General features: G+C 73.0%; 21 protein-coding genes and 3 pseudogenes. 14 read left to right on the top strand and 10 right to left on the bottom strand.

All coding sequences use genetic code 11. From position 1 onward, the window contains the following. The first annotated feature begins 62 nt into the window (after nt 1–62). Nucleotides 63–1088 carry an NAD-dependent epimerase/dehydratase family protein gene (locus ABT008_RS10905; protein ID WP_350695502.1) on the top strand — a complete coding sequence of 342 codons (1026 nt, stop codon included), beginning with the start codon at nt 63–65 and terminating at the stop codon, nt 1086–1088. A gap of 34 nt (nt 1089–1122) precedes the next feature. On the opposite strand, the gene ABT008_RS10900 is transcribed toward ABT008_RS10905, so the two are convergent. Continuing rightward, on the bottom strand, nt 1123–2097 hold the full coding sequence (locus ABT008_RS10900) for an Acg family FMN-binding oxidoreductase (RefSeq protein ID WP_350695500.1): 975 nt from the start codon (nt 2095–2097) through the stop codon (nt 1123–1125). A 189-nt stretch (nt 2098–2286) separates the two neighbouring features. Between ABT008_RS10900 and ABT008_RS10895 the strand changes: the two genes are divergently transcribed. Beyond that, complete coding sequence (locus tag ABT008_RS10895; protein ID WP_117226524.1) at nt 2287–2925, top strand: response regulator; 639 nt, start codon at nt 2287–2289, stop codon at nt 2923–2925. Nucleotides 2926–2947: 22 nt separating this feature from the next. On the opposite strand, the gene ABT008_RS10890 is transcribed toward ABT008_RS10895, so the two are convergent. Together ABT008_RS10890 and ABT008_RS10885 are read right to left on the bottom strand one after the other, a co-directional pair. Then, nucleotides 2948–4576 (bottom strand): GAF domain-containing sensor histidine kinase, encoded by a 1629-nt coding sequence (locus ABT008_RS10890; RefSeq protein WP_350695620.1) that lies wholly within the window; start codon nt 4574–4576, stop codon nt 2948–2950. Between the two features lie 102 nt (nt 4577–4678). Further along, entirely contained in the window at nt 4679–5686 is a 1008-nt protein-coding gene (locus tag ABT008_RS10885) for an Acg family FMN-binding oxidoreductase (RefSeq protein WP_350695498.1), read from the bottom strand. A 187-nt stretch (nt 5687–5873) separates the two neighbouring features. Between ABT008_RS10885 and ABT008_RS10880 the strand changes: the two genes are divergently transcribed. Continuing rightward, entirely contained in the window at nt 5874–7784 is a 1911-nt protein-coding gene (locus ABT008_RS10880; protein ID WP_350695496.1) for a heavy metal translocating P-type ATPase, read from the top strand. 35 nt (nt 7785–7819) lie between these two features. Here ABT008_RS10880 and ABT008_RS10875 read toward each other — a convergent pair whose 3' ends face one another. The 5 genes and pseudogenes from ABT008_RS10875 to ABT008_RS10855 all read right to left on the bottom strand — a co-directional run bounded on the left by ABT008_RS10875 (nt 7820) and on the right by ABT008_RS10855 (nt 12987). Continuing rightward, nucleotides 7820–8707, bottom strand: coding sequence for a universal stress protein (locus ABT008_RS10875; RefSeq protein ID WP_350695494.1), 888 nt, complete (start codon nt 8705–8707; stop codon nt 7820–7822). Between the two features lie 15 nt (nt 8708–8722). Then, nucleotides 8723–11116, bottom strand: a complete 2394-nt coding sequence (locus tag ABT008_RS10870) for a phosphoketolase family protein (protein WP_350695493.1) — start codon at nt 11114–11116, stop codon at nt 8723–8725. 87 nt (nt 11117–11203) lie between these two features. Beyond that, nucleotides 11204–12064, bottom strand: coding sequence for a universal stress protein (locus ABT008_RS10865; protein WP_350695492.1), 861 nt, complete (start codon nt 12062–12064; stop codon nt 11204–11206). Between the two features lie 86 nt (nt 12065–12150). Then, nucleotides 12151–12213: pseudogene (locus ABT008_RS10860) on the bottom strand (hypothetical protein); the annotation flags it as partial. A gap of 3 nt (nt 12214–12216) precedes the next feature. Further along, the gene (locus tag ABT008_RS10855; RefSeq protein WP_350695490.1) at nt 12217–12987 is read right to left on the bottom strand and encodes a PP2C family protein-serine/threonine phosphatase; all 771 of its coding nucleotides are present in this window, start codon (nt 12985–12987) and stop codon (nt 12217–12219) included. Nucleotides 12988–13110: 123 nt separating this feature from the next. Between ABT008_RS10855 and ABT008_RS10850 the strand changes: the two genes are divergently transcribed. The 8 genes and pseudogenes from ABT008_RS10850 (at nt 13111) to ABT008_RS10820 (ending at nt 20249) form a co-directional block, all read left to right on the top strand. After that, nucleotides 13111–13347, top strand: a complete 237-nt coding sequence (locus ABT008_RS10850) for an HTH domain-containing protein (protein WP_111218248.1) — start codon at nt 13111–13113, stop codon at nt 13345–13347. Then, nucleotides 13347–13535 (top strand): annotated as a pseudogene (locus ABT008_RS30465) (Clp protease N-terminal domain-containing protein); the annotation flags it as partial. The gene ABT008_RS10850 and the pseudogene ABT008_RS30465, both read left to right, overlap by 1 nt. A gap of 183 nt (nt 13536–13718) precedes the next feature. Beyond that, nucleotides 13719–13928: pseudogene (locus ABT008_RS30460) on the top strand (Clp protease N-terminal domain-containing protein); the annotation flags it as partial. Between the two features lie 99 nt (nt 13929–14027). Beyond that, nucleotides 14028–15014, top strand: a complete 987-nt coding sequence (locus ABT008_RS10840; protein WP_350695618.1) for a diacylglycerol/lipid kinase family protein — start codon at nt 14028–14030, stop codon at nt 15012–15014. Then, the gene (locus ABT008_RS10835) at nt 15007–16017 is read left to right on the top strand and encodes a YihY/virulence factor BrkB family protein (RefSeq protein ID WP_350695488.1); all 1011 of its coding nucleotides are present in this window, start codon (nt 15007–15009) and stop codon (nt 16015–16017) included. Before ABT008_RS10840 ends, ABT008_RS10835 begins: the two co-directional genes overlap by 8 nt. A 124-nt stretch (nt 16018–16141) precedes the next feature. After that, entirely contained in the window at nt 16142–17632 is a 1491-nt protein-coding gene (locus tag ABT008_RS10830) for a phosphatase PAP2 family protein (RefSeq protein WP_350695486.1), read from the top strand. Nucleotides 17633–17651: 19 nt separating this feature from the next. Continuing rightward, nucleotides 17652–18563 (top strand): endonuclease/exonuclease/phosphatase family protein, encoded by a 912-nt coding sequence (locus ABT008_RS10825; protein ID WP_502890391.1) that lies wholly within the window; start codon nt 17652–17654, stop codon nt 18561–18563. 897 nt (nt 18564–19460) lie between these two features. Continuing rightward, complete coding sequence (locus ABT008_RS10820) at nt 19461–20249, top strand: hypothetical protein (RefSeq protein WP_350695483.1); 789 nt, start codon at nt 19461–19463, stop codon at nt 20247–20249. Nucleotides 20250–20523: 274 nt separating this feature from the next. On the opposite strand, the gene ABT008_RS10815 is transcribed toward ABT008_RS10820, so the two are convergent. Continuing rightward, a complete protein-coding gene (locus tag ABT008_RS10815; RefSeq protein ID WP_350695482.1) occupies nt 20524–21486 on the bottom strand; it encodes a TIGR03557 family F420-dependent LLM class oxidoreductase in 963 nt (320 codons plus the stop codon). Nucleotides 21487–21852: 366 nt separating this feature from the next. Between ABT008_RS10815 and ABT008_RS10810 the strand changes: the two genes are divergently transcribed. Both ABT008_RS10810 and ABT008_RS10805 read left to right on the top strand, forming a co-directional pair. Next, nucleotides 21853–23244: a cellulase family glycosylhydrolase gene (locus ABT008_RS10810; RefSeq protein ID WP_350695480.1), complete on the top strand. Its 1392-nt coding sequence runs from the start codon at nt 21853–21855 to the stop codon at nt 23242–23244. Nucleotides 23245–23673: 429 nt separating this feature from the next. Beyond that, a complete protein-coding gene (locus ABT008_RS10805) occupies nt 23674–24771 on the top strand; it encodes a sporulation protein (RefSeq protein WP_350695479.1) in 1098 nt (365 codons plus the stop codon). Between the two features lie 85 nt (nt 24772–24856). Here ABT008_RS10805 and ABT008_RS10800 read toward each other — a convergent pair whose 3' ends face one another. Beyond that, nucleotides 24857–25240, bottom strand: a complete 384-nt coding sequence (locus ABT008_RS10800) for a hypothetical protein (protein ID WP_131051311.1) — start codon at nt 25238–25240, stop codon at nt 24857–24859. Nucleotides 25241–25770: 530 nt separating this feature from the next. On the opposite strand from ABT008_RS10800, the gene ABT008_RS10795 reads away from it, so the two are divergent. Continuing rightward, entirely contained in the window at nt 25771–26172 is a 402-nt protein-coding gene (locus ABT008_RS10795) for a hypothetical protein (RefSeq protein ID WP_350695477.1), read from the top strand. The last annotated feature ends 162 nt before the right edge of the window (nt 26173–26334 follow it).

Genomic DNA, 26334 nt, shown 5'->3' with positions numbered 1-26334 from the left:
GCAGATCCGCTGTCGGTGAACGAGGTGCCTCGTCACGCCCGACCCACGGCAGGGTGGACCACATGAGAATGCTCATGCTGGGCGGCAGCGGGTTCGTGGGCCGGGCGACGGTCGCCGAGGGCCTCCGTCGTGAATGGTCGGTGACGGTGTTCAACCGGGGGCGGCACGGGGCTCCTCCGGACGGCGTACGACACCTGGTCGGCGACCGCACCACCTCGGACGGGTTGGCCGCGCTGGCCGACGGCGAGTGGGACGTGGTGGTCGACACCTGGGACGGCGCGCCCCGGGCCGCCCAAGCCGGCGCGCGGATGCTCGCCGGACGGGTCGGGCACTACGTCTACGTCTCCTCCGGTGCGGTCTACGCGCCGCCGGTTCCCGCCGGGGTGACCGAGGACGCCGCCGTGGTCGACGCCGACCCGGACGCCGCCGACGGCGACTACCCGACCCTCAAACGCGGTGCCGAGCGGGCGGTGCAGGAGGTCTTCGGCGACCGGGTGCTGCTGGGCCGGGCCGGGCTGATCCTCGGCCCTGGCGAGGACATCGGCCGGTTGCCGTGGTGGCTGACGCGCATCGCCCGGGGCGGTGACGTGCTCGCGCCCGGTCCCGCCGACCTGCCGGTGCAGTACGTCGACGTGCGGGACCTGGCCGTCTTCCTGCTCGACGCCGGTGCCGCCGGCCTCGGCGGTGCCGTCAACGTGGTGGACCGTGCCGGGCACACCACCATGGGGGAACTGCTCGCCGCCGCTGTCGCGGCGACCGGCGCCGACGCGTCGCTGCGGTGGGTCGGGCCGGAGCGTCTGCGCGACGCGGGCGTGTCACCGTGGACCGAGTTGCCGGTCTGGCTGCCGCCCGGCCACGCGTACCGGTGGATGCAGCAGATCGACGTGAGTCGGGCGTTCGCCGCCGGGTTCACCGGTCGACCGGTCTCCGACACCGTCGCCGACACCTGGGAATGGCTGCGCCGGGTCGGCACGGTGCCCGACCGGGCGGGCCGACCGGCCCGGGAGCCGGTGGGTCTCGACCCGGTCCGCGAGGCCGCCCTGCTCGCCGAGCTGGCCACCGGCCACCCGGTTCCGCCAGCCCACTGAGCGTCGGCCCGGCCCTCCCCGCGACGTCACCCGGTCAGCCGAGGCGCACCGGCAGGTCCAGCGTCTCGTCGACCGGGCGGCGTGGGGTGGGCCGGCCGGGTCGACCGAACCCGATCCGCATCACCATCTGCGGGGTGCCGAACCTCCCCAACGACATCCGGAGCTGTTCGCGGGCCGAGGGCACCTCGATCGGCTGGGACAGCATCGACACGGACAGCCCGGAGTCGGTGGCGGCGAGCAGGACCCGCTGCAACGCCTGCCCGGCGACGACCTGGTCGACGGCGGTGTTGCCGGCCGAACCGAGCACCGCCACCAGCGGCTCCGGCTCGAAGTCGCGGCCGGGTGCGCGCTGGGCGCCACCGAAGCCGCGCGACGGCAGCAGGTCCTGGGGTTCGGCCTGCGGCCCGCCGGCTGCGGCCGGCACCCCGTCGGGCGCGGGCTCGGCGCGTGCCCAGGCGACGCGTTCGGCCCGGTAGGCGGGGTCGCGTTCGAGGACACGGTGCGCGCCACGGGCGATCTCGGCGAAGGCGGTGACCGCGCTGACCCCGATCAGCAGTTCCAGCCAGCAGTGCTCCGCGCGGGCCGCCTCGCCGAGGCGCCAACGGGTGTCGGCGGGTACCGGGTCCGGCCAGAACGGGGCACGGTTGCTGAACCGGCGGCGGATCGCCGCGTGCAGGTTCTGCTCGGCCGGAGTCGGTCGGCGTGGCAGGTCCGGCACCAATCGGGCCAGCACGGTCGGTTCCGCCGGGTACGGCCGCAGCCGGACGGTGGCCGGGTTACCCGCCACCGCCAGCGCCAGCCGCAGGTTGAACAGTGCCGCGCCACCGGCGACCCGGGCACCCCAGCCGCTCGGGTCGGTGGCGGGCAGCCGCCGCTGCGGGTCGAGCAGCACCTCGATCCCGCCGTCGCGCAGCCGGAACCGCCAGGGCTGGACGTTGTGCAGGGACGGCGCCCGAATCGCGTCGGCCGCGGCGACCCGAAGCTGCTCGACGGTGTAGCCGGTCTCCATGGTCCTGCCCCCTCACGCTCGCCGGTACCTCCCTACGGTGCGCCTCGGGAACCCCCGCCCAGCAGGGCCACACGTCCCGAACCCCCGGGACACCCCGCCCCGGCCCGGACGCCTCGCACCGGCGTCGACCCCTCGGGACGGGACCTTCGGCCCGTGCGTGTGGTGGGGGAGAACGGGTAGAAACGAGGGATGATCCGGGTGTTCCTGCTCGACGACCACGAGGTCGTCCGTCGTGGCCTAGCCGACCTGCTCCAGGCCAGCGGCGACATAGAGGTGGTCGGCGAGTCCGGCTCCGCGCCGGAGGCCGCCCGCCGGATCCCGGCGCTCCGCCCCGACGTGGCGATCCTCGACGCCCGGCTCCCCGACGGCAACGGCATCGACGTGTGTCGGGACGTACGGGCCGTGGACTCCTCGATCAAGGGCCTGATCCTCACCTCGTACGAGGACGACGAGGCGCTGTTCGCGGCGATCATGGCCGGAGCCTCCGGGTACGTGCTCAAGCAGATCCGCGGCACCGACCTGGTCGACGCGGTACGCCGGGTGGCGGCCGGACAGTCGCTGCTCGACCCGGCGATCACCACCCGCGTCCTGGACCGCATCCGCAGCGGGGTGGAGCAGCCGCGCGAGTTGCAGTCCCTCACCGAGCAGGAACGGCGGATCCTGGAGTACGTCGCCGAGGGACTGACCAATCGGGAGATCGCCGGCAAGATGTTCCTGGCCGAGAAGACGGTCAAGAACTACGTCTCCAGCGTGCTGGCCAAGCTCGGCCTGGAACGGCGTACCCAGGCCGCCGTGCTGGCCACCCGGCTGCTCGGCAAACCCCGCTGACGCGTACGCGCGACTGCGCCGGTCAGTCCCGCAGCGGGATCGACCAGCGCAGTTCGGTGCCGCGCGGACGAGCCGGGCGTACCTCGAAGGTGCCGTCGTGGCGTTCCGCGCGTTCGCGCAGGTTCACCAGCCCGCCCCGGGCGGCGGCCGGGTCGCATCCCACCCCGTCGTCGGTGACCAGCACGGTCACCCGGCCACCGTCGACCCGTACCGAGACCGTCACGGCCGACGCTTCGGCGTGGCGTACCGCGTTGGACAGGGCCTCCCGGAGCACGGCGGTGAGGTCGGGGCGGACCGCGTCCGGGACGGCGCTGTCGACCGGGCCGGTCAGTTCCAGCCGGGGACGGAAGCCCAACGACTCGGTGGCCACCTCCACCGCCTCGCGGATCTCGGTGCGCAGCGCCGCGCTCACCGGGCTACGCAGTTCGAAGATGGTGCGGCGGATGTCGGAGATGGTGGCGTCCAGGTCGTCGACCGCCGCGTTGAGCCGTTTGGTGAGTTCGGGCCGCGCCGCCAGCGGCACCGCGCTCTGCAGGTGCAGACCGGTGGCGAACAACCGCTGGATGACCACGTCGTGCAGGTCCCGGGCGATCCGCTCGCGGTCCTCCAGGACCACCAACTGCTCGCGCTCCTCCTGGCCGCGCGCCCGTTCCATGGCCAGCGCGGCCTGTCCGGCGAAGCTGCCGAGCAGCGCCACGTCCTCGTCGGTGGCACCACCGTGCTCGGCCGTGTGCGCGATCACCAGGACGCCGTGCAGGGTGTCGGCGGTGGCCAGCGGCGAGATCACCGCCGGCCCGGTGTGCAGCACCGCCGGCCAGGGAGCGGCGTGGGCGAGGTCGTCCACCGAGTCGTGCCGGCGCTGCGCGATGGGCCCGGCGAAGCTGGTGTCCGCCGCCGGCAGCACCGTGCCGACCAGCGCGCGGGCCTGAGCGCCGGCGCCGTCGACCACCTCCACCGTGAAGTGGTCGGCCTCGTCGTCATAGAGCAGCACCAGCGCCAGTTCGGCCTCGGCGACCTCGCGGGCCCGGCGCGCCACCAGCGTCAGCGCGTCGGTGCGGCGTACCTCGCCGAGCAGCAGCGAGGTGATCTCGGCGGTGGCGGCGAGCCAGCGTTCCCGCCGGTGCGCCAGCGCGTACAGCCGGGCGTTCTCGATCGCCACCCCGGCCGCCGCGGCGAGCGCCACGACGATCTCCTCGTCGTCCTCGGTGAACTGCGCGCCGCCCTGCTTCTCGGCCAGATAGAGGTTGCCGAAGACCTGGTCGCGGATGCGGACAGGCACCCCGAGGAAGGTGTGCATCGGCGGGTGGTTCGGCGGGAACCCGTAGGAGCGCGGGTGCTGGGTGATGTCCGGCATCCGCAGCGGCTTCGGGTCGTCGATCAGCAGGCCGAGCACGCCCCGGCCATGCGGCAGGTCACCGATCCTGGCGTGCAGCTCGGGGGAGATGCCGTGGGTGATGAAGTCGTGCAGCGTCCGGTCGGTGCCGATCACGCCGAGCGCGCCGTACCGGGCGCCGGCCAGGTCGCAGGCGGACTGCACGATCCGTTGCAGGGTGCTGCGCAGGTCCAGGTCGGTGCCGATGCCGACCACCGCGTCGAGCAGAGCCCGCAGCCGTTCCCGGCTCGTCATCACCTCCCCGACGCGGTCCAGCATCTCCTGGAGCAGTTCGTCCAGGTGGACGCGGGAGAGCGGACTGAGGCCGAGAGAGGGCGGCTCGTGCCGGGGGTGGGGTTCGCCGACGGTCACCCGGCGATGCTAACCGGCTGTCCCCTCCACGGCGGACACGTCCACCACCTGCGCACGGTCCAGTCGCGGCGTGTGCGGCGGACCGGCGTTCGCCGGGTCCGCGACCCCGAGCCGCAGGACGAGGTACGGGTGGCCGAGCCCGGCCAGCACCCCGCGCAGGACCTGCCGGGTCGCCGGCACCTCCACCACCCCGCTCAGCGGTACCACCGAGACACCCAGCCGGGTGGCGGTCAGCCAGGCGGCCGAGAGCGCCTCACCGGCCCGCAGCCAGTCCACCGGCTCGTCCTGGTCGCCGTGGAGCACCCCGTACGACGCGGCCCGGTCGTGCCCCGGCCCCACCGGCAACGTCCCCGGGCGGCCGAAGTCCCGGCCCGGCACGGTGGTCTGCGCCGCCTGCTCGGGTAGCACCTCGGAGGTCAGCCCGGTCCCGGCGGCCCGGCTGGTCCAGTAGTCCAACTCCTCGCGCAGCCGGGAGTCGTCCGACTCGACGGCGGCGGCGCGCGAGGCGGCAGCGGCCAACTCCAGCACCTGGTCGCGGTCGAGGATCTCCACCCGGGCGCCCTCCTGGTAGGCGGCGGTGCTGACCGCGTCCAGTCGTTCGTCGCCGACCGGTTCGTCACTGACCGGTCGCCGGTCGGTGTGCCGGACCTGCATGCACTGCACGGCGCGCATCGCGTCCGGGTCGGCCCCGCCGGGACGCGGGTCGGTCAGCCGGGCGAGCAGGTCCGGCTCCGCCGGGTCGGGCATCCGCCGTACGGTGGCCGTCCAGCCCTCGGCGGCCAGCGCCAGCCGGGCGTGGTGCAGCGCCGCCCCGCAGCTCAACCGGACCAGCTCGCCCTCCGGATCGGTCGCCGTCAACTGCGGGTCGCGGACCATCCGCAGCTCCAGCGCGTCGGGCAGGACCCGCCAGCGCCACGGCTGCGAGTTGTGCACCGACGGGGCCCGACCGGCCATGGTGGCGGCCTCGGCGAGCGCGGTGGGCAACGGGCGATGCGTGGCCGGCGTCTGGTGGCTCATCCTCACGACCTTTCCGTCTCTGCTCATCGTGCCGCACCTCCCTACGGCCGTGGGCCGGGTCTGCTTCATCCTGTGCCATCGGCCGGTCACCCGCACGGTCCACAGGTCCCGGCGCCGACGGGTAGTTCGGCCCGGTTTCTGGCCCGAGTACCCGACGGCGGGGCACCGTGCCTGCGACGATCCGCGCATGGCGGAACCGACGGCGGACGGGCCGGACCACGGTCCGCGCGAGTGCCTGCCGCCGCGACCCGTTCCGTCGGCCGGACCACGCTGGTGGTGGCTGTGGGCGCCGCTGACCGCACTGACCGCGCTGGTGCTGGCCGGCGCGGCGGTACGGCTGTCCGGGCGACCCGCCGTGGCCGACGCGCTGTGGGCGGTGGCCACCCTGGTCGCGTTGCTGCCGGCCGCCGCCTCGATGCTGCGTGAGCTGTGGCGGCGACGCTTCGGGGTGGACGTGATCGCGGTCCTGGCGCTGGCCGGCGCGCTCGTCGTCGGCGAGTACCTGGCCGGTGCGGTGGTCGCGGTGATGTTGGCGACCGGCCGGACCCTGGAGGCGTACGCGCACCGGCGGGCGACCCGTGACCTGCGCTCCCTGCTCGCCCGCGCGCCGCGTACCGCCCGTCGGCGGACGGCCGACGGCGCCGTGGAGGTGGTGCCGGTGGACCGGCTGGCGGCCGGGGACCGGCTGCTGGTCGGGCCGGGCGACGTGGTCGCCGTCGACGGGATCGTCGAGTCCCCGGCGACGCTCGACGAGTCGGTGGTGACCGGGGAGTCCCGGCTGGTCGAGCGGGCGGTGGGGGAGCGGGTGGTCAGTGGGGTGGTGAACGCCGGGGCGGGCTTCGGGTTGCGGGCCACCGAGAGTGCCGCCCGCAGCACGTACGCGGGCATCGTCCGACTGGCCGAGGAGGCGACCGCCCGCAAGGCCCCGACGGTGCGGCTGGCCGACCGCTACGCCGTCGCCTTCGTGCCGTTCACCCTCGTGCTGGCCGGTCTGGGCTGGCTGCTGTCCGGGGAGTTCCTGCGGGCGGTGGCGGTACTGGTGGTGGCGACCCCGTGTCCGCTGCTGCTGGCCACCCCGATCGCCATCGTCAGCGGGCTGTCCCGGGTGGCCCGGCGGGGGATGCTGGTCCGCGACGGCGGATCGCTGGAGGTGCTGGGCCGCGCCCGCACCCTGCTGGTCGACAAGACCGGCACGCTCACCCTGGGCCGGCCCCGGGTCGCCGACCTGGTGGTGGCCTCCGGTGGCGACGCCGACGAGATGCTGCGCTCGGCTGCCTCGGTGGAACAACTCTCTCCGCACGTGCTGGCGACGGCGCTGGTCCGCCACGCCCGGGAGCGGGGGATGCGGCTGGTCGCGCCGACGGAGGTGACCGAGGAGGCGGGCCGGGGGGTGAGCGGGCGGGTGGACGGACGGTGGATCCGCGTCGGTCAGCTCGGTGACGACGCGCCGCCGTGGGCGCTGCCCGTCCGTACCCGCGCCGAGCAGGCCGGACACACGGTGGTGTGGGTGTCCGACGAGACCGGGCCGTTCGGCGCGGTGGTGCTGGAGGACCCGGTCCGCCCGGACGCCCGCCGGGTGGTGGACCGGCTGCGTACGGCTGGGATGACCCGGATCGTGATGGTCACCGGAGACCGACCGGAGACGGCGCGCCGGGTCGCGCGGGACGTCGGCGTGGACGACGTGCTGGCCCGGTGCACCCCGCCGGAGAAGGCGGCCCGGGTCCGGGCCGAGGCGGGGCGGGCGGTCACCGTGATGGTCGGTGACGGCGTCAACGACGCGCCGGCCCTGGCCGAGGCGCACGTCGGGGTGGCGATGGGTGCCACCGGGGCGACCGCCTCCGCCGACGTCGCCGACGCCGTGCTGAGCGTCGACCGGCTCGACCCGCTGGCCGACGCGGTGGAGGTGGCCCGCCGGGCCCGGCGGATCGCGGTGCAGAGCGCCACGGTGGGGATGGGACTGGCGGTCGTCGCGATGGGGTTCGCGGCGGCCGGCAAGCTACCGCCGGTGGCCGGGGCGTTCCTTCAGGAGGGGATCGACGTCCTGGTGATCCTCAACGCCCTGCGGGCACTCGGCGGCGGGCCGCGCCGACCGGCCTGACACCGGCCGTCTCGGTCACGGCGTCGGCGATCGGCTCAGCGTTCCCGAACGACCGCCACCGGGCACTGCGCGTGCTGGATGAGCTGCTGGCTGACCGAGCCGAGCAGCATGCCGCGCAGGCCACCCCGGCCCCGGGTGCCGACCACGACCAGTTGCGCCTGACGGCTGGACTCGATCAGCAGTCCGGCCGCCGCGGAGGCGCCCGTCTCGACGCTGACCTCGACGTCGGGGAAGGTCTCCCGCCAGCGGCGCACCGCCTCGTCCAGCTCTGCGCGGTCCTCGGCCAAGGCGGCGTCGCGGGCCTGCTCACCGGTGAGGTTCCACTGTTCGCGTCCGGGCTGCCAGGCACGCACCACCCGCAGCGGCACCCGGCGCAGTGCCGCGTGCTCGACGGCGAAGCCGAGCGCCACCAGGGACGGTTCGGAGCCGTCCACCCCGACGGTGACGTGCCCGGCCCGCGCGGCGTCGACGGTGTCGCGACGGACCACCACCACCGGACAGTGCGCGTGCGCGGTGACACTGACCGCCGTGGAACCGGCGAGCAAACCGGCGAAGCCACCGTGTCCCCGACCGCCCAGCACCACCAGGTCGGCCTCTGCCGAGCTCTCCTCCAGCACCAGGGCCGGCGGGCCGTCGCGGACCTCACCGCGTACGGTCAGCTCGGGGTTGGCCGCACCGGCGTCCGCCGCCGCCTTGCCCACCAGCTCCTCGACCTGCTGGCGGGCCTGCTCGTCGGGCCACATCCCGGGCGTGACGCCGGGACCGACCCAGCCGGCCACGGTGAGCCACTCGAAGACGTACACCAGCCGGACCGGTCGGCCGTCCCGACGGGCCTGGTCCAGCGCCCAGTCCAGGGCCGCCGCCGCGTCCGGTGAGCCGTCGTAGCCCACCACGATCTCCGCGCCGCTCGTACTCCTGGTCATGGCTGCTTCCTTTCCTCAGGGGTTGGTCGGGTCGGTCTCGCGGACCCAGCGCCACTGCGCCACCCGGGGGTCGTCCTCGCCGTACCGGCGGGTGTGGTCGCGGGCCGCGTCGCGCGCGTCGGTCATCTCCTGCCGCAGGTACGCCACCCGGTCGCCGAGCCCGGGCACCCGGTCGATCACGTCGATGACGAGGTGGAACCGGTCCAGGTCGTTGAGCATCACCATGTCGAACGGCGTGGTGGTGGTGCCCTCCTCCTTGTACCCGCGTACGTGCAGGTTGCGGTGGTTCGTGCGGCGGTAGGTGAGCCGGTGGATCAGCCACGGGTAGCCGTGGTACGCGAAGATGATCGGCTTGTCGCGGGTGAACAACGTGTCGAACTCGTTGTCCGGCAGGCCGTGCGGGTGCTCGCTCGACGGCTGGAGCCGCATCAGGTCGACCACGTTGATGACCCGGACCTTGAGGTCGGGCAGGTGCCGGCGCAGCAGGTCCGCCGCCGCCAGGGTCTCCAGGGTCGGTACGTCACCGGCGCAGGCGAGGACCACGTCCGGCTCGCTGCCGGCGTCCGTGCTGGCCCAGTCCCAGATGCCGACCCCGCGCCGGCAGTGCTGGACGGCCTCGTCAATGGTCAGCCAGTTCGGTGCGGTCTGCTTGCCGGCCACCACCACGTTGACGTAGTGCCGGCTGCGCAGGCAATGGTCCATGGTGGAGAGCAGGGTGTTCGCGTCCGGCGGCAGGTACACCCGGACGACCTCGGCCTTCTTGTTCATCACGTGGTCGATGAAGCCCGGGTCCTGGTGCGAGAAGCCGTTGTGGTCCTGCCGCCAGACGTGGCTGGAGAGCAGGTAGTTCAGCGACGCCAGCGGCATCCGCCAGGGGATGCCCCGGGTCACCTTCAGCCACTTCGCGTGCTGGTTGACCATCGAGTCGACGATGTGGATGAACGCCTCGTAGCTGGTGAAGACGCCGTGCCGGCCGGTCAGCAGGTAGCCCTCCAGCCAGCCCTGGCACAGGTGCTCGGAGAGCACCTCCATCACCCGCCCGTCGGGGGAGAGGTGGTCGTCGCCGGGCACCGTGGCGGCCATCCAGGCCCGGTCGGTGACCTCGAAGGCCGCCTGGAGCCGGTTGGAGGCCACCTCGTCCGGCCCGAAGAGCCGGAACGTCTGCGGGTTCGCGGCGATCACGTCCCGGATCCACCGGCCCAGTTCCCCGGTGGCGCTGGTGGCCGTGGCACCGGGACGCGGCACGTCCACCGCGTAGTCGTGGAAGTCCGGCAGGACCAGGTCACGCAGCACCGACCCGCCGTTGGTGACCGGGTTGGCGCTCATCCGCCGGTCACCCGTGGGCGGCAGGGCGGTCAGCTCGGCGACCGGGGCGCCGGTGGCGTCGAACAGCTCCTCCGGGCGGTAGCTGCGCAGCCAGCGCTCCAACTCGGCCAGATGCTCCGGATTGCTGCGGACGTTCGACAACGGCACCTGGTGGGCTCGGTACGTGCCCTCGACCTGCTTGCCGTCGACCTCGTGCGGACCGGTCCAGCCCTTCGGCGTCCGCAGGACGATCATCGGCCAGCGGGGACGTTCGGTGCCGGCACCGGATCGGGCCCGACGCTGGATCTCGGCGATCTCGTCCAGCGCCCGGTCCAGGGTGGCGGCGAGCGCCTCGTGCACGGCGGAGGGTTCGTCACCGGCCACCACGTACGGCTGGTAGCCGTGACCGCGCATCATGGCGAGCAGGTCGGACTCGGGGATCCGGTCCAGCACCGTCGGGTTGGCGATCTTGTAGCCGTTGAGGTGCAGGATGGGCAGCACCGCGCCGTCCCGGGCGGGATTGAGGAACACGGTCGACTGCCAGCTCCCGGCCAGCGGGCCGGTCTCCGCCTCGCCGTCCCCGATGACACAGGCCACCAGCAGGTCGGGATTGTCGAACGCGGCACCGTAGGCGTGGCTCAGCGCGTACCCCAGCTCGCCGCCCTCGTGGATCGAGCCCGGCACCTCCGCCGCCACGTGGCTGGGGATGCCGCCGGGGAAGGAGAACTGGCGGAACAGCCGGGCCATGCCGGCCTCGTCGCGGCCGACGCCCGGATACCGCTCGCTCCAGGTGCCCTCCAGCCAGGTGTTCGCGACGACGGCCGGACCGCCGTGGCCGGGACCGGTGACGAAGAGGGCCGACAGGTCGCGGGCGACGATCACCCGGTTGAGGTGGGCGTAGATCAGGTTCAGGCCGGGCGAGGTGCCCCAGTGTCCCAGCAGCCGGGGCTTGACGTGCTCGGCAGCCAGCGGTTCGCGGAGCAGGGGATTGTCGAGCAGATAGATCTGCCCGACGCTGAGATAGTTCGCCGCCCGCCAGTAGGCGTCCAGGCGGCGCAGGTCCTCGTCGGTCAGGGTGCTCGGGATGTCCACGGCCGTGTCCATACTGCTTGAGCCTCTCGCGGGTCGGTGGATTCTGCATCCGCAGCGCGGGTTTCCTGCCTCCAGCTTCGCGGGATCGGCGGGCGTGGATCAGGGCCGTTGGTCCCGCCCGTCCGGGTGCCCTGGCCCGTCGTCGGCGGGCGGCCCGGAGACGCCGCGGACCACCAGCACCGGGGCCGGGGCGTGGTAGAGCAGCGACTGGCTGACCGCGCCGAGCATGCCGCGCCACGGTTCGTCGCCGCGCGCGGCGACCACCACCAACTGCGCGGCACGCGACTGCTCGACCAGGACGTCACCCGGTTCACCCCGGACGACCCGGCACTCCACCGCGACGTCGGGGTGCCCGGCACCGTGCCGGGCCACCAGCGCGGCGAGCCGGTCGGTGGCCTCGCCCACCGCCGCGTCGGACTCGGCCACCCAGACCACCAGCAGGTGCGAGCGGTGCCGTCCGGCACAGGCGTACGCCCAGGTCAGGGCGATCTCGGCGGAGGTCGAGCCGTCCACGCCGACCAGCACCGGTCCGGCCGGCGGGGGCTCCTGGCGGGCGACCAGCACCGGGCACTCGGCGCGGGCGGCCACCTGGACGGCGGGACTGTCGGCCGGGATGCAGCGGTCGCAGTGGGCCATGCCGCCGTCCCCGACGGCCACCAGGAAGGCCGCCTCGGACTTGCGGACCAGCGTCGCCACCGCCGCACCCTCGATGATCTCGGCGGTGACCGGGACGTCCGGCTCGCTCTGGTTGGCCGCCACGGTGGCCTCGGCGAGCAGTTCCTCGGCGTGCGAGCGGGACGCGGAGACCGCGGGTGCCTCCAGCGCGGCCCAGTTGAACGCGTGCATCAGGTGCAGCGCGCGGCCGTGGGCGGCGGCCACCCGCGCGGCGGTACGGGCCACCGGCAGCGCGCCGTCCGGACCGACGCCGACCAGCACCGGCGCCTCGCTGCCTGGGGCCATCCGCCATCACCCCCGCAACTGCGCTCGGCCTGCTGTCGAGGCTAGTCGCGCCGGTGCGCCCCCGGGGCGTGATCGCCGGACGGCAGCCCGGCGTGCGGCCCACCGAAACCCATCGGCACCCCGAACCGCTGGGTGGTGCCGGCGGCGACTGGTCAGGACGCCGGCCGCGCCCGGAGCACGACCGCGCTGGCATTGTCCGCCCCACCGGCGGCCAGCGAGGCGTCCAGCAGGGCCGCGACCGCGTCCGCCGGATCGGCGCGGACCAGGGCGTCCCGCATCCCGTGGTAGCCGACCTGGTCGCTGACCCCGTCGGTGCAGAGCAGCCAGATGTCGCCCGGGCGCAGCGTCACCGCCAGCAGGTCGGCCTCGGGCGCGGCCGGATGGCCGGCGTAGCGGGTGAGCTGGTAGCGGGCCCGCGCGGCGGCGGGGGAGTCCACCGGGTACCAGCCGTGCAGCACGCCCAGCCAGGCGACCGTGTGATCGGTGGTGACCAGTTCCAGCAGGTCGTCGCGGAGGCGGTAGGCGCGCGAGTCACCCAACTGGACCACCCAGCCCTGCCTCCCGTCCGGCTCGACGACCAGGCCGGTCAGGGTGCACCCGGTCAGCTCGGCGCGACCCGCCCCGGCCTCGCGTACGGCGGTCTGGGCCGCGTCGGCGGCGGTGCGCAGCCCGGCGGCCCCGACCTCGGGCCAGGCGGCGCGGACCCGGGCGGCGAAGGTCGGCACGGCGGCGGCACCGGCGCGACGGCTGCCCGCACCGTCGCCCATGCCGTCGGCCACCACGGCGAAGGGGAGCGCGGGATCGACGTGCAGCACGTCGTAGTTCTCCCGGTAACGGTTGCCGACCACGCTGCCGCCGGCCACCTCCAGCGTCAGTCCGGCGAGCGTGAAGCGACGCACCTCGCCCCTGGCGACCTGGCTCATCCGACCCCTCCGACCCCCGACCGGCGGGGAGCCCCGCGCGGCCCCGACCCTAACGGAGGAGGGCATGCGCGGGGGTGTCAACCAGGGTTGACAGGAGCGATGCTGTCAATGTAAGTTGACGACATGAGTCAGGCGACGGAACTCGCGGCCGCGGCCGGCAGCACCGACCCCCGGGTTGGCCTGCGCGCGGTCCGCGCCCTGCGCCGGCTGCTCGAACGGCTCGAGGTGGTCCAGGTCGACAACGCCCGACGACAGGGCTGGTCCTGGCAGGAGATCGCCGACGCGCTCGAGGTCAGTCGGCAGGCGGTCCACAAGAAGCACGCCGGGCGACCGGCGGTCGGATCCTCCTGGGAGGCGTGATGTTCGAACGGTTCACCGACCGCGCCCGTGCCGTGGTGCGGCACGCGCGCGACGAGGCCCGGGCCGAGGGGCGGCGACCCGTCGGCACCGAGCACCTGCTGCTCGGCATCCTCGCCGACGGCGACGCACTGGCCGTCCGGGTGCTCCGCGACGCCGGGGTCACCGGTGACGACCTGCGGGAGCGGGTACGCCGGCACACCGTCCGAGGTGGCGACGGGCTCGCCGAGGCCGACGCCGCCGCGCTGCGGGAGATCGGCATCGACCTGGCCGCGATCGTGGCCCGGATCGAGGAGTCCTTCGGCCCGGACGCGTTGCGTGAGGCCGTTCCGGCACCACGTCGCCGCTGGGGTCGGCTACGGCGGCAACCGGGCGGGCCGTTCTCCGCCCGCGCCAGGAAGGTGCTGGAGCTCTCCCTGCGCGAGGCGATGCGACTGCGTCACCGGCACATCGGCACCGAGCACATCCTGCTGGGGCTGCTCCGCGAGGGCAACGGGCTGGCCGCGCTGGTGCTCACCGAGGCCGGCGTGGACCTGGCCGACGTACGCCACCGGGTGGAGACCGCCCTGCGGGCCGCCGCCTGAGCCGCGACGCCACAGGTCGGCGTCACACCCGCCGGGTGGGTGAACCTGGTCACCCAGCGCCGGGTCGCCGAACCGCCGACCGTGCCGCACACTGACGCCGTGGAAGCTGGACGGCACGGACGGGCCCTGCGCAGTGCGGTCGTGGTCAACCCGGTGAAGGTGGACGATCTCGACACGTTCCGCCGCACCGTCGTCGACGCGCTCGCCGCCGCCGGCTGGCCCGAGCCGCTGTGGCTGGAGACCACCGTCGAGGACCCCGGTCGCGGCCAGACCGAGCAGGCCCTAACCGAGGGCGTGGACGTGGTCTTCGCCTGCGGCGGCGACGGCACCGTGATGGCCTGCGTCAGCGCCCTGGTCGGCACCGACGTGGCCCTCGCCGTGCTTCCCCAGGGCACCGGCAACCTGCTCGCCGCCAACCTGGGGCTCTCCACCGACCTGGCCGCCGGGATCGAGGTGGCCGTCGAGCGCGGCCGGCGGCTGCTCGACGTCGGCGAGGTCGACGGGCAGCACTTCGCGGTGATGGCCGGCATGGGCTTCGACGCCCAGATGCTGGCCGCCACCAACGAGACGACGAAACGGCGGATCGGCTGGCCGGCGTACGTCGTGGGCGCCGCCCGGCACCTGCGGGACCGGCCGATGAGGGTGTCCATCTCGCTGGACGACCAGCCGCCGCTGCGCCGCCGCGCCCGCTCGGTGCTGGTCGCCAACGTCGGCCGGCTCCAGGGCGGGGTACGCCTGCTCACCGAGGCCGAACCCGACGACGGCTACCTCGACGTCGCCGTGCTCACCCCGCACCGGTTGCGGCACTGGGTCTCGCTCGGCTGGGCGGTGGTACGCCGCCGCGACCGGGTGCCCCGGATGGAGGTCTTCCGGGCCCGTCGGGTGACCATCACCAGCAACCGTGCGCAGCCGCGCCAGTTGGACGGCGACCTGATCGAGCCCGGCCGTGAGCTGAGCGTGCAAATCCGCCGACGGGCCCTGTGGCTGTGCGTACCGCAGCCGGAGAGCACACCCGACCTGGCCGAGGACGCGTCCGGTGCCGCCGAGCGGGGTGAGCGGCTCATCGAGGAGGGCCGGGGTGAGTAGCACCAAGATGGTGCCGGAGACCCGGCTGATGTCCGACGAGCAGCTCTGCGCCGACCACGCCTGGCAGACGCTGCGCCGCGAGGGCCGCTGGCACCTGCTGCACGACGCCTTCGTCCGGTTCCGCTACGGCGACGGGTTCAGCCACGCCCGCGCCTTCGCCTTCCAGCTCTGCCTGGCGGTGGTGCCGTTCCTGATCGCGCTGACCGGGCTCATCTCGGAACTCGGGGCGGCCGAGGGCGGCGAGGTGGTGGCCGACACCGTCCTGGCGCTCACCCCCGGCGCCAGCGAGGCGGTCGTCGCCGAACTGCTCGGCGAGGGCGAGGGCGGCGAACGCGTCGAGGACATCGGCGAGGTGGCGCTGGCCCTCGGCCTGTGCACCGGGCTGGTCGCGCTGACCAGCACGATGGCGCAGATCGAGCGGGGTGCCAACCGGATCTACGGCGTCGAGCGCGACCGCCCCGCCCTGCGGAAGTACCTGCGCGCCGCGGTGCTCGCCGTCATCGCCGGCATCCCGGCGCTGACCGGATTCCTCATCCTCGTCGGCGGCGGCCCGATGGGCGACTCGGTGGAACGCCGCTACGCGTGGGGCGAGCTGGCCGCCGTCGTCTGGGACGTGGTGCGCTGGCCGCTCAGCCTCGGGCTGACCGTGCTGGCCGTCGCGGTGCTGTTCCGGTACGCGCCACGTCGCCGCCAACCCGGCCTGTCCTGGCTGCTCTTCGGCGCCGGCATCGCCACCGCGCTGTGGTGGCTGGCCAGCCTGCTGCTCGCCGGCTACGTGCGGTTCAGTGAGGACTTCGGCCAGACGTACGGCGCGCTGACCGGCATGATGGCGTTGTTGCTCTGGGCCAACCTCACCGGCATGGCGCTCTTCGGCGGGCTGGCCTTCGCCGCCCAACTGGAGGCGGTCCGCATCGGCGTGTCCGAGCCCGCCAAGCCGGACCTGTGGAAGCCGAACGCCCCGCGTACGGGTCTGCACGACACCGGCGAGATGACCGCGCTGTAGGCCCGCCACCCGGAACCGGACCGTCGTCCGCCGGGTGGGTGGGTGTACGCACGCATCGACGCGGGTACAGCGCCACGCCAGAAGGCGTCGCCGTCGGTCGGCGCCACCTGAGAAGGAGGCTGCCGTGGGCGCGGTCCGGGACGTACTGCGACGACCGCTCGGTCACTTCACCGAACGTACCCTCGCCGGGCTGCTGCTCGTCCTCGGCGCCGGGGTCGGTTTCGGGCTGCTCTTGGTGCTGGTCCGCGTGCAGTGGACCCCGCTGTACGACGTGGACCACGGCGTGGCGGTCTGGCTCAACGAGCAGATCTCACCCATCGGTCCGCTGGTGACGGTGCTCAACGCCATCACCGACCTCGGCGGTCGACCGGTGATCGTCTGGCTGGTCACCGTGGCCGTGGTCGGGCTGCTGATCCGCAAGCAGGGTCGGCTCGCGGTCTTCCTGATCGTCACCGGAGCGGGCGCGCTGATCCTCGACCCGTCGCTCAAGACACTCGTCGACCGGCTGCGCCCCGAGGTGGACGTGCCCATCGGCACGTACGCCGGGCAGAGCTTCCCCAGCGGACACGCTCTCGGGTCGATGGTCGCCTACGGCGCGATGCTGCTGGTCTTCCTGCCGGCCATGGCGCCCCGCTGGCGCAAGCCGGCGATCGCCCTGGTCACCACCGTGGTGGTTCTGATCGGCTTCACCCGGGTCGCGCTCGGCGTGCACTTCCTCTCCGACGTGCTCGGCGCCTGGCTGCTCGGCGCGGCCTGGCTCGGCGTCACCGCGTACGCCTTCCGGCTGTGGCGGTTGGAACGCGGTCGACCGGCCGCGCCGCTGACCGACGGCCTGGAACCCGAGGCGGCGCACGAGGTGGCCCTGGCACCGGACGAGGAGAAACTGCTGCCGCACGCCCGCGCCGGCATCGCCGAGATCGTGGTCGGCTGGGTGCTGGTCTTCGGTGCCCTCTACGGCTTCGGCATGTTCGTCAGCTACTACGCCGACGGCACCTTCCTGGCCCGGCTCGACGAGACCGTGCCGCGCTGGTTCGCCGAGCACGGCACCCCGGCCCTGGACGACGTGAGCTGGTGGTGGAGCAAGGTCGGCGACACCCACGCCATCCTGCTCATCTCGATGGTCTTCTGCCCGCTGGTGCTGGCGATCTGGCGACGCTGGCGACCGGTGCTCTTCGTGGCGCTGACCATGTTCGGCGAGCTGACGCTCTTCCTCGCCTCCGCCGCCGCCGTGGACCGGCCGCGCCCGCCGGTGGAGAACCTGGACGGCCCGATGCCGACCTCGTCCTTCCCATCCGGCCACATCGCGGCCACGCTCTGCGTGTGGGTGGCGATCGCGGTGGTGGTCTTCCCACGTACCGACCGGTGGTGGCGCTGGCTGTTCGTGGCGGCGGCGGTGATCATGCCGGTCGGCGTGGCCATCTCCCGGATGTACCGGGGCATGCACCACCCGACCGACTTCATGGGCGCGATCATGCTGACCGGGCTCTGGATCGGGCTGCTCTACTGGGTGGTCCGCCCCAACGAGGACGTGCGGGCGGGCAACCGGCCGGAGATCGAGTCCGAGGACGTGGACACCCTGGACGACGAGCTGGCCAAGGCCGGCCAGCCGGGCTGAGGCGACCGTGCTGCGGGTGATGACCTGGAACATCCGCAACGGCGGGCAGGACCGGGGCGGCCCGGACCGGCGTACCCTGCTGGCCCGGGTCGTCGCCGCGTACCGGCCCGACGTCCTCGCCCTCCAAGAGCTGCGCGGCCTCGACGTGGCCCGCTTCGCGGCGGACGCCGGACTGACGCCCCACCTGGCCCGGTCACCCTTCGGCCAGCCGGTCGCGATACTCGTGCACCCGCGCTGGCCGACCGTGGCGACCGGGCCGGTCCGTCGCCCGTTCCACCACGCGGCGCAGCGCGTGACCCTGTCCACCGACGCCGGGCCGCTCGCGGTCCTGAGCACCCACTTCTATCCGTACCGTGGCGGTCGCCGCCTGGCCGAGGCCCGCTGGGCGGCCACCGCGCTGCGCCGGGCCCGCGCCGACCTCGCCCTGCTCGCCGGGGACCTGAACACCCTCGCCCCGTACGCCGACCACGCTCATGACGTCGACCGCGTTGACCGCGTTGACCGCGTTGACCGCGTTGACCGCGTTGACCGCGTTGACCGCGTTGACCGCGTTGACCGCGTCGACCGCGCTGACCACGCACACCACGCTTATGACGCCGACCACGCTCACCACGCCGAGAGCCTGGCCCGGCTGGCACCCGCGTACCGCCGTCGGCACCTGCGCCGCGACGGACGGACCGTGGACACCCGGGCGATCGCCCGCCTGCTCGCCACCGGTCTGGTCGACCTGGCCGCCACCGCCGGACCGACCGTGCCCACCGGCCACGGCCGCACCCCGGAGTTCGCCGAGATGCGCCTGGACTACCTGCTGGCCACCCCCGCCCTGGCTGCCCACCTGGTCGACGTCCAGGTGATACGCACTCCCGACACCCACCAAGCCTCCGACCACCACCCCGTAGTCGCCACCTTCACCCTCACCCCACCCACCTAGCGCATGTCCGCCTCGTCCAGCCCAGCCGACCTGTACCCGCCTGGCTCCTGCCCGGTCCATCCCCGTGCCAGTTCCTTGGCTAGACCGACGGTGAGCGCAGGCTGCGAGTGTGTCGAGTGTCGTGGACGAGTAGTCCACGTCCGGCGCCCCATGCCCGGGACCCTCCACCTGGTCCGGTCCGGTGCGCCGGCCACCGCACGTCCCGCACTCGCACGTCGCGCACCCGCACGTCGCGCACCCGCACGTCGCGCACCCGCACGTCGCGCACCCGCACGTCGCGCACCCGCACGTCGCGCACCCGCACGTCCCGCGTCCGGCGTCCGGCGTCGCGCGTCCGGCGTCCGGCGTCGCGCGTCCGGCGTCCGGCGTCGCGCGTCCGGCGTCGCGCGTCCGGCGTCCCGCGTCCCGCGCGAGCCCACCATGATCCGCGCAACTTCATTGATATTGCTGCCTCAGAGGCTCCCGGAGACAGCAACATCAATGAAGTTGCGCGGATCTTGCACCATGTTGCGCAGCCGGGCCACTGACCCCGCCGACGCGCCGCGCCCGACCCCGCCCGACCGCGCCTGGCCGTACCGCACCGCACACGCCCGCCTGCGTTGATTAAGAAGCTTTGGTCACGGAAGGATTGGACGGAGGCACAAACTCCTTGGTCATCCCCGCTGGGCATGGTCCGTCGGGAGTACGTCCGCCCTGCCCCGGCACACACCCACCTGGGCGACCACCCGGGGTGATGGGAGCTGGTGGTGCGGGAGGAGTCCGTCGCTGAGTGGGCGGGTGGTGTGGACGCGGTGCCCGGTCGGGGTGAGCTGGTGCGGAACTTTCGTCCCCGAGTGGGCGAGCGGGGGAGCGGCTACGGTGCCGGGGTGGCTGGCACAACGCGGCTACGGTGTGGCCGTGATCGACTCGTCACCGCCCCGACGTGCGCGCGAGGCTGAGCCTGAGGCGCTGTCAGCCGGGGCGGTCGCGGCGCGGGCCGTCGCGCTGGTGGTGGTGCTGCCGTTCCGGTTGGCCTGGGAGTTGCTGGTCGCCGTCGCCGGGCTGCTGCACCGGTGGGTGATCGCGCCGACCGTGTGGGTCCTCGACCGGTGTGTGTGGCGGCCGATCCGCTGGCTGGTGCGCCACCTGGTCTGGATTCCGCTGCTCTGGACGCTGCGGGTCCTCGGATGGCTCTGGCACACCCTGGTCCGGGTTCCGTCGACCTGGCTGTGGCGTCGCCTCGTCGAGGTCTGGTACGGCGTACTGCGGCCACCCCTGCGCTGGTGCGGTCAGGTGCTCGCCCGGTTGCTGCGCTGGTGCGGCCGGGGGCTGGCCTGGCTGGTACGGGTCGTCGTGCTGGCGCCGTCGTACTACCTGATGTGGGTGCCGCTGGTCTGGACCGTACGGCTGCTCACCCCGCCCGCCCGACTGCTGGGCCGATGGCTCGCGGCGCTGGCCGGGCTGCTCGTCGCCGTGCTGGGCTGGGCCTGGCGTACGGCGGGGCGCATCCTCCGCTGGTGCTGGGTGTGGACGCTGCGCCCGGTGTTCCAGGCCGGGCTGTGGGTGTGGACGCACCTGCTACTGCCCGTCTGCCGAGCGGTCGGTGCCGTCTGGCAGACGACGGTCGGCTGGCTGCGGCGCGGCGTCCTGGAACCGATCGGCCAGGCCACCCGCGAGGTCCTGGCCAGCCTCGGCCTACGCCGCTGACCACACGAGCGAACCGGCGGCACTGGCGCGAGCACGGCTCGGTCCGATGTAAGGAGGGGTCCCCTACTAACGCCTCGTGCATAGCAGGGGACCCCTCCTTACATCCGCACCCCGGCCGGGACGGGGGAGCCTGGGGGTCAGAGGACCAGGTTGAGCAGGACGGTCAGCACGATCGAGGCGACGATCGAGAAGAGGATCATCAGGAGGCAGCCGAGACCGCCGCCCGCCGGTCGGATCTCCGTGTTGCCGATACGCATGGCTCACATCCTGCCGGTCACAGTTCGCGCAGCCGGGGCAGCAACTGCTCCTGCGCCCAGTCGAGGAACATCGGTTGGCGGTCCCCGCCGACCTGCACCAGCGCCACGTGCGTGAAGCCGGCGTCGACGAACCTCTTGAACGCGGCCACGTGCTTGTCCACGTCCGGGCCGCAGGAGATGCCGGCGGCCACGTCCTCCTCGCGTACGGACTGCGAGGCGGCCTCGAACGCGTCGGTGTCGGGCAGTTCGGCGTTGACCTTCCAGCCGAGTCCGAACCAGCGGAACTGGTCGTGCGCGATCTTGCGGCACTCGGCCTCGTCCGGGCCGTAGCAGATGGCCACCTGACCGTAGCGGGGTCGTCCGGCGCCACCGGCCTCCTCGTACATCTCCACCAGGTGCGCCTGCGGCTCGGTGGCGATCATGCCGTCGGCGTACTCGGCGGCCAGGGTGGCCGACTGCCGTCCGGACGCGGCCACCGCCATCGGCACCGGCGGGTCGGGCCGGTCCCACAGGTACGCGTCGGGCACGTCGTAGTGGTTGCCGGAGAAGGTCAGCGTCTCGCCGTTGAGCAGCGGCCGGATGATCTGCAACGCCTCCTCGAACATCTCGTGCCGTTGCTGTACGTGCGGCCAGGCGCCCACCACGTGCTCGTTGAGGTTCTCCCCGGCACCCAGGCCGAGGGTGAACCGCCCGTCGGAGAGGAGCCCGACGGTGGCGGCCTTCTGCGCCACCACGGCCGGGTGGTAGCGGCGGATCGGGCAGGTCACGAACGACATCAGCTCCGCGCGGGAGGTGGCGTGGGCGACCGCGCCCAGCACCGACCAGGCGTACGGCGAGTGGCCCTGCGACTCCAGCCAGGGGTAGTAGTGGTCGGACATGACGAGCTGGTCGAAACCGGCTGCCTCGGCCCGTACCGCGTAGTCGACGAGCTCCTTGGGGCCTGCCTGTTCGCACATCAACGTGTATCCGATGCTGACCATGCTGTCTCCTTCGCTCCCCGGTGGTCCGTTTGCGGATACCCGGGCCTGGTTGGGTCAACCCTCATCGACGCTTGACGAGCTTTCCAGAGGCTGCCTACCGTTATCTGAACCGGTTCAGGTGCCGGCCGGGGGCTCATCCTGTGGTGGGGATGGTCGGCCCGTGGCGGCCCGGCTTCTCGTGGGCCGTCACGGGTCGCCGCCCGTCGAGCCGCGCTACTGAACCGGTTGCTTCGGAGGCTTCATCGGCCTACGCTGATGCCTGCCTCGCCGGGCCTCTCGCCGTGCGGCTGCCGGGCACAGCCGCCGCACCTGCCACTCACCGCAATCCCTCCTGGGCACGGGGGAGAGAACTCCTGCGAGGAATCGATGAGAAGACTTTTCGGGGCCGTCGGCGCCGTGCTGCTGGCGACCGTCGCCGCAGTGTTCGCCTTCGGCCCGTCGGCGCACGCCGCCACCGGCTTCACCGTCAGCGGCGGCAAGCTGTACGACGCCAACGGCAACGAGTTCATCATGCGCGGCGTCAACCACGCGCACACCTGGTACGCCAACCAGACCAGTTCCTTCGCCAACGTCAAGGCGCTCGGCGCGAACACCGTCCGGGTGGTGCTGTCCAGCGGGGACCGGTGGACCCGCAACAGCGCCGACGACGTGTCGAACGTGATCCAGCTCTGCAAGACCAACCGGCTGATCTGCGTCCTGGAGGTGCACGACACCACCGGGTACGGCGAGCAGAGCGGCGCGATCACCCTGGACCGGGCGGTCGACTACTGGCTGAGCATCGCCAGCGCGCTCAACGGCCAGGAACGGTACGTCATCGTCAACATCGGCAACGAGCCGTACGGCAACCAGAACTACTCGTCCTGGGCCACCGACACGTCGAGCGCGATCCGGCGGCTGCGTACTGCGGGTCTCGCGCACACGATCATGGTGGACGGCCCGAACTGGGGCCAGGACTGGTCCTTCACCATGCGGGACAGCGCGCCGACGGTGTTCAACGCCGACCCGGCCCGCAACACCGTCTTCTCGATCCACATGTACGGCGTCTTCGACACCGCCGCCGAGATCAGCGACTACCTGGGCCGCTTCCGCAGCCGGGGCCTGCCGATCGTGGTCGGCGAGTTCGGCCACTACCACTCCGACGGCGACCCCGACGAGGACGCCATCCTCTCCTACACGCAGGCGAACGGCATCGGCTGGCTGGGCTGGTCGTGGAGCGGCAACGGCGGTGGCGTGGAGTACCTCGACATGGCCACCTCGTTCAACCCGAACCAGTTGACCACCTGGGGTCAGCGCCTGTTCAACGGCACCAACGGCATCCGGCAGACGGCCCGGGAGGCCAGTGTCTTCGGCGGCACCCCGCCGCCGACCACGCCTCCGCCCACGACGCCTCCGCCGACGACCCCGCCGCCCACCACGCCTCCGCCCACCACGCCTCCGCCGACCACCCCGCCGCCGGGCGCAGGCTGCACGGCGACGTACTCGATCACCGGTCAGTGGCAGGGCGGCTTCCAGGGCGACATCCGGGTGACGGCCGGCAGCCGCGCCATCACGGGCTGGACGGTGCGCTGGACCTTCGCCAGCGGCCAGTCGCTGAGCCAGTCCTGGAACGCCACGGTCACCAGCAGCGGTAACGCCGTGACCGCTCGCAACGTCTCCTACAACGGCCAGCTCGGGGCCGGTGCCAGCACCAGCTTCGGCTTCATCGGTAGCTGGACCGGCAGCAACCCGGCTCCTGCGGTGACCTGCACCGCGAGCTGACGACGTACCCCTGACGATGGCCGGGCCCGACGCGGGCCCGGCCATCATCTCCGTGCCCGACGCCGCTCGGACCTCGCCGATGGGGTGAGGTCCGGTGCACGATGTCGACCGTCGCGCGACGACCTTGAACCCCGCGCGAGTCGCCGCCGGTGTCTGCCGCGCCGTCTTTGCTCTGCTTCAACCACGCACTGATGTCGCGTCCAAACCGTTGCGTTGGTTGTTGAAGGAGAGCAAAGGGGCCGAGGGATACCTCTTCGGGACGCCCGACCGCGGACGGGCGTCGCAATGGGCGGACCCACCGGGCGAGCGCCTGGCACAGGGACTCGGCGACCGGCTTCCCAGCGACCTTTCAGGGCCGCCCGATACGGTGCCGCCGTCAGCGTCCGTTCCTAAAGGGAGCCCGGGCACCAGACCCCGCAGGAGAACTGAATGGTCTTCAAGAAGATGTTGAGCGCGTTGGGCGTGGGCGGTCCGAGTGTGGACACCGTCCTGGCCAACCCGAACACCAGGCCCGGGCTGGCCCTCGACGGTCAGGTGAACCTGCTCGGCGGGGAGGCGGCGGCGAGCATCGAGCAGATCGTGATCGGCCTGGTCACCCGGGTCGAGGTCGGTCAGCAGGCCGGAGTGATGGAGTTCCACCGGCAGGTGGTCAGCGGCCCGCTCCAGCTCGCCGCGAAGCAGGCGCTGTCCATCCCGTTCCAGCTTCCTGTGCCGTGGGAGACCCCCATCACCGGGCTGTACGGCCAGCGGCTGCACGGCATGTCGATGGGCCTGCGTACCGAGCTGGCGATCGCCAAGGCGGTCGACAAGGGCGACCTGGACGAGATCAACGTGCACCCGCTGCCGGTGCAGGAGCGGATCCTGGAGGCGTTCCTCCAGCTCGGCTTCCGCTTCAAGAAGGCCGACCTGGAGCGCGGCATGATCCAGGGCGTACGCCAGACGCTGCCGTTCTATCAGGAGATCGAGTTCTTCGCCGCGCCGCAGTACGCGCAGACCGTCAACGAACTCGAAGTCACGTTCGTGGCCAACCCGCACGGCGTGGACGTGGTGCTGGAGTGCGACAAGCGGGGCGGATTCCTCGCACCCGGGCAGGACGTGTTCGGCCGGTACCAGGTGGCCCACTCCGACGCCGAGCGGTCCGACTGGGTGGAGACGGTCGACGGCTGGATCCAGGAGACCATCGGGCGGTTCGGTGCGCTGCGCGCCCAGGCGTTCGGCCCGCAGGGCTACGGCGCGCCGCAGGGTTACGGTGCGCCCGGCTACGGTCCGCAGGGCTACGGCCCACAGGGGTACGGTCAGCCGGGCTACGGCGCCCCGAACAAGTTCGGCCCGCCGCAGCGGCGGGGCGGGGTCGGCATGGGCGGTGTGGTCGCCGGTGCGGCGCTCGGCGCGGCGGGCGGCATGCTCGCCGGTCACATGCTCGGCAACGCCTTCGACGGTGCCGAGGAAGAGATCACTGAGGCGGCCGGTGATTTCGGCGGTGACTTCGACGGCGGCGGCGACTTCGGCGGCTTCGAGGAGTTCTAAAAGCCTCGCCCCGCCCGGCGGGACGTGGCGAGACAGGACGATGGCCCTCCGGGAGACTTCCCGGAGGGCCACCGCACGCAAGGGGTCAGCGCCGCCCGCGCTGCTTGCGCTCCGCGGCCGAACGCCGCTGGCTACCGGCCTTGGCCAGACCACGGCTACCCAGGTAACCGATGGTCAGCAGCGTGATGAAGAACCACGCCTGACCGGGGTTGTTCAGGTTCAGGCCGTTCGCGGTGGTCCCGCGCCAGAAGGCAGAGATCACCACGAGGGTGACGGCTGCCGCGTAGATCCAGAACTCCGTCGTCAGGAACGACTGCTTGGTCTCCGTACCCGGAGACGGCATCTCCTCCCGGTGCCCGTCATGCATCATCGGCATCGGGCGGGTGGCGGCCTCCTGCATGGCCTGCCGGTTCTGGGCGTCCTGCGCCGGACGGTTCATCGGTCTGGTGGATGCAGCCTGCGTGCTCATCTGTCCTCCTCAGGATGTGATGAGTCGTCACCTGCGGCCCTCGCCCCGCTACCGCGTGTCGGCCACGGCACGGTTCGCGCACATGGCGGGGGCACCCGCCGTCTACCCCGCCGCCGGGGGGCAGTAACACCCCGCCACCTGGCCGAATCCGTCCGGCCCGAGAATCGTGCCCGGCCCGGCGGATGCCTCCCGAACGAGTCGGATGTCCCGTTCCGACGCTCTCCGCGGCACGCACCGGGCGTTGACGCTCGCCGCTGCGAGTCCACAACGCCGACCCGGACAGAGGAGCCGCGAGTCCACAACGCCGACCCGGACAGAGGAGCGCAGACGCTGGTCGTCGACGGTCCCACCCGGCACGTCAGTTGACGCTCGCCGCTGCGCGAGTCCAGGTCGCCGCCGGGCCAGCCCGACGGCGCCGCCGACGTCAGACCGGTAGACAGGACGCCGGCCCGGTAGACAGGTGGTGCGGGTTTGGCGGGCCGGTCACCGGGCACGCCATCAGGACCGACGCTTCTGCGAGGTGATGGATCGTGCGTGAGGACGACATGCGACAGGACGCCGCCCGCCGGGCCGAGGAACGGATCGCCGGCGGCGTGTACGGCGAGGGCGCCGTGGACGAGGTGACCGTGCCGCCCACCGATGTGGAGAGTGCCATCCAGCGCGACGACCGGGACGATCCGGCACACGTGCCGATCGACCCCACCGTGCTGCGCGACGGCGGTCCCACCCGGGGGCAGGGCGCGCTCACCACGACGGGCGGTACGGCCGGACCGGCCAGCGCCCGCCGGGTGGCCCGTCAGCCGGAGCGCCACCGGGGCAAGGTGGCACCGACCACCACCGGCGACGCCACCACCGGCGGGATGAGCACCCCGTCTGGCGGCAGCACCAGCGACCAGTCCACTCCCGCCACCCACGTGGGCAGCTTCGACTGACCCACCCACCCACCGGCCCGGCCCTCGCGAGGGCCGGGCCGTCCTCGTTCCCCACCCGTCCCCGCCCCTCACGTCCCCGCCCCTCACACCCTCGCCGATCATGGACTTGTGGCTGCGACATAAGCCGCACAAGATGCCCAAACCTTCGCCACAACTCCATGA

Source organism: Micromonospora sp. NPDC002389, from assembly GCF_040296095.1.
In the GTDB taxonomy this organism is placed as follows: Bacteria; Actinomycetota; Actinomycetes; order Mycobacteriales; family Micromonosporaceae; genus Micromonospora.
The sequence above is the reverse complement of the archived record's forward strand: the minus strand, read 5'-3'. Positions and strand labels throughout refer to the sequence as shown.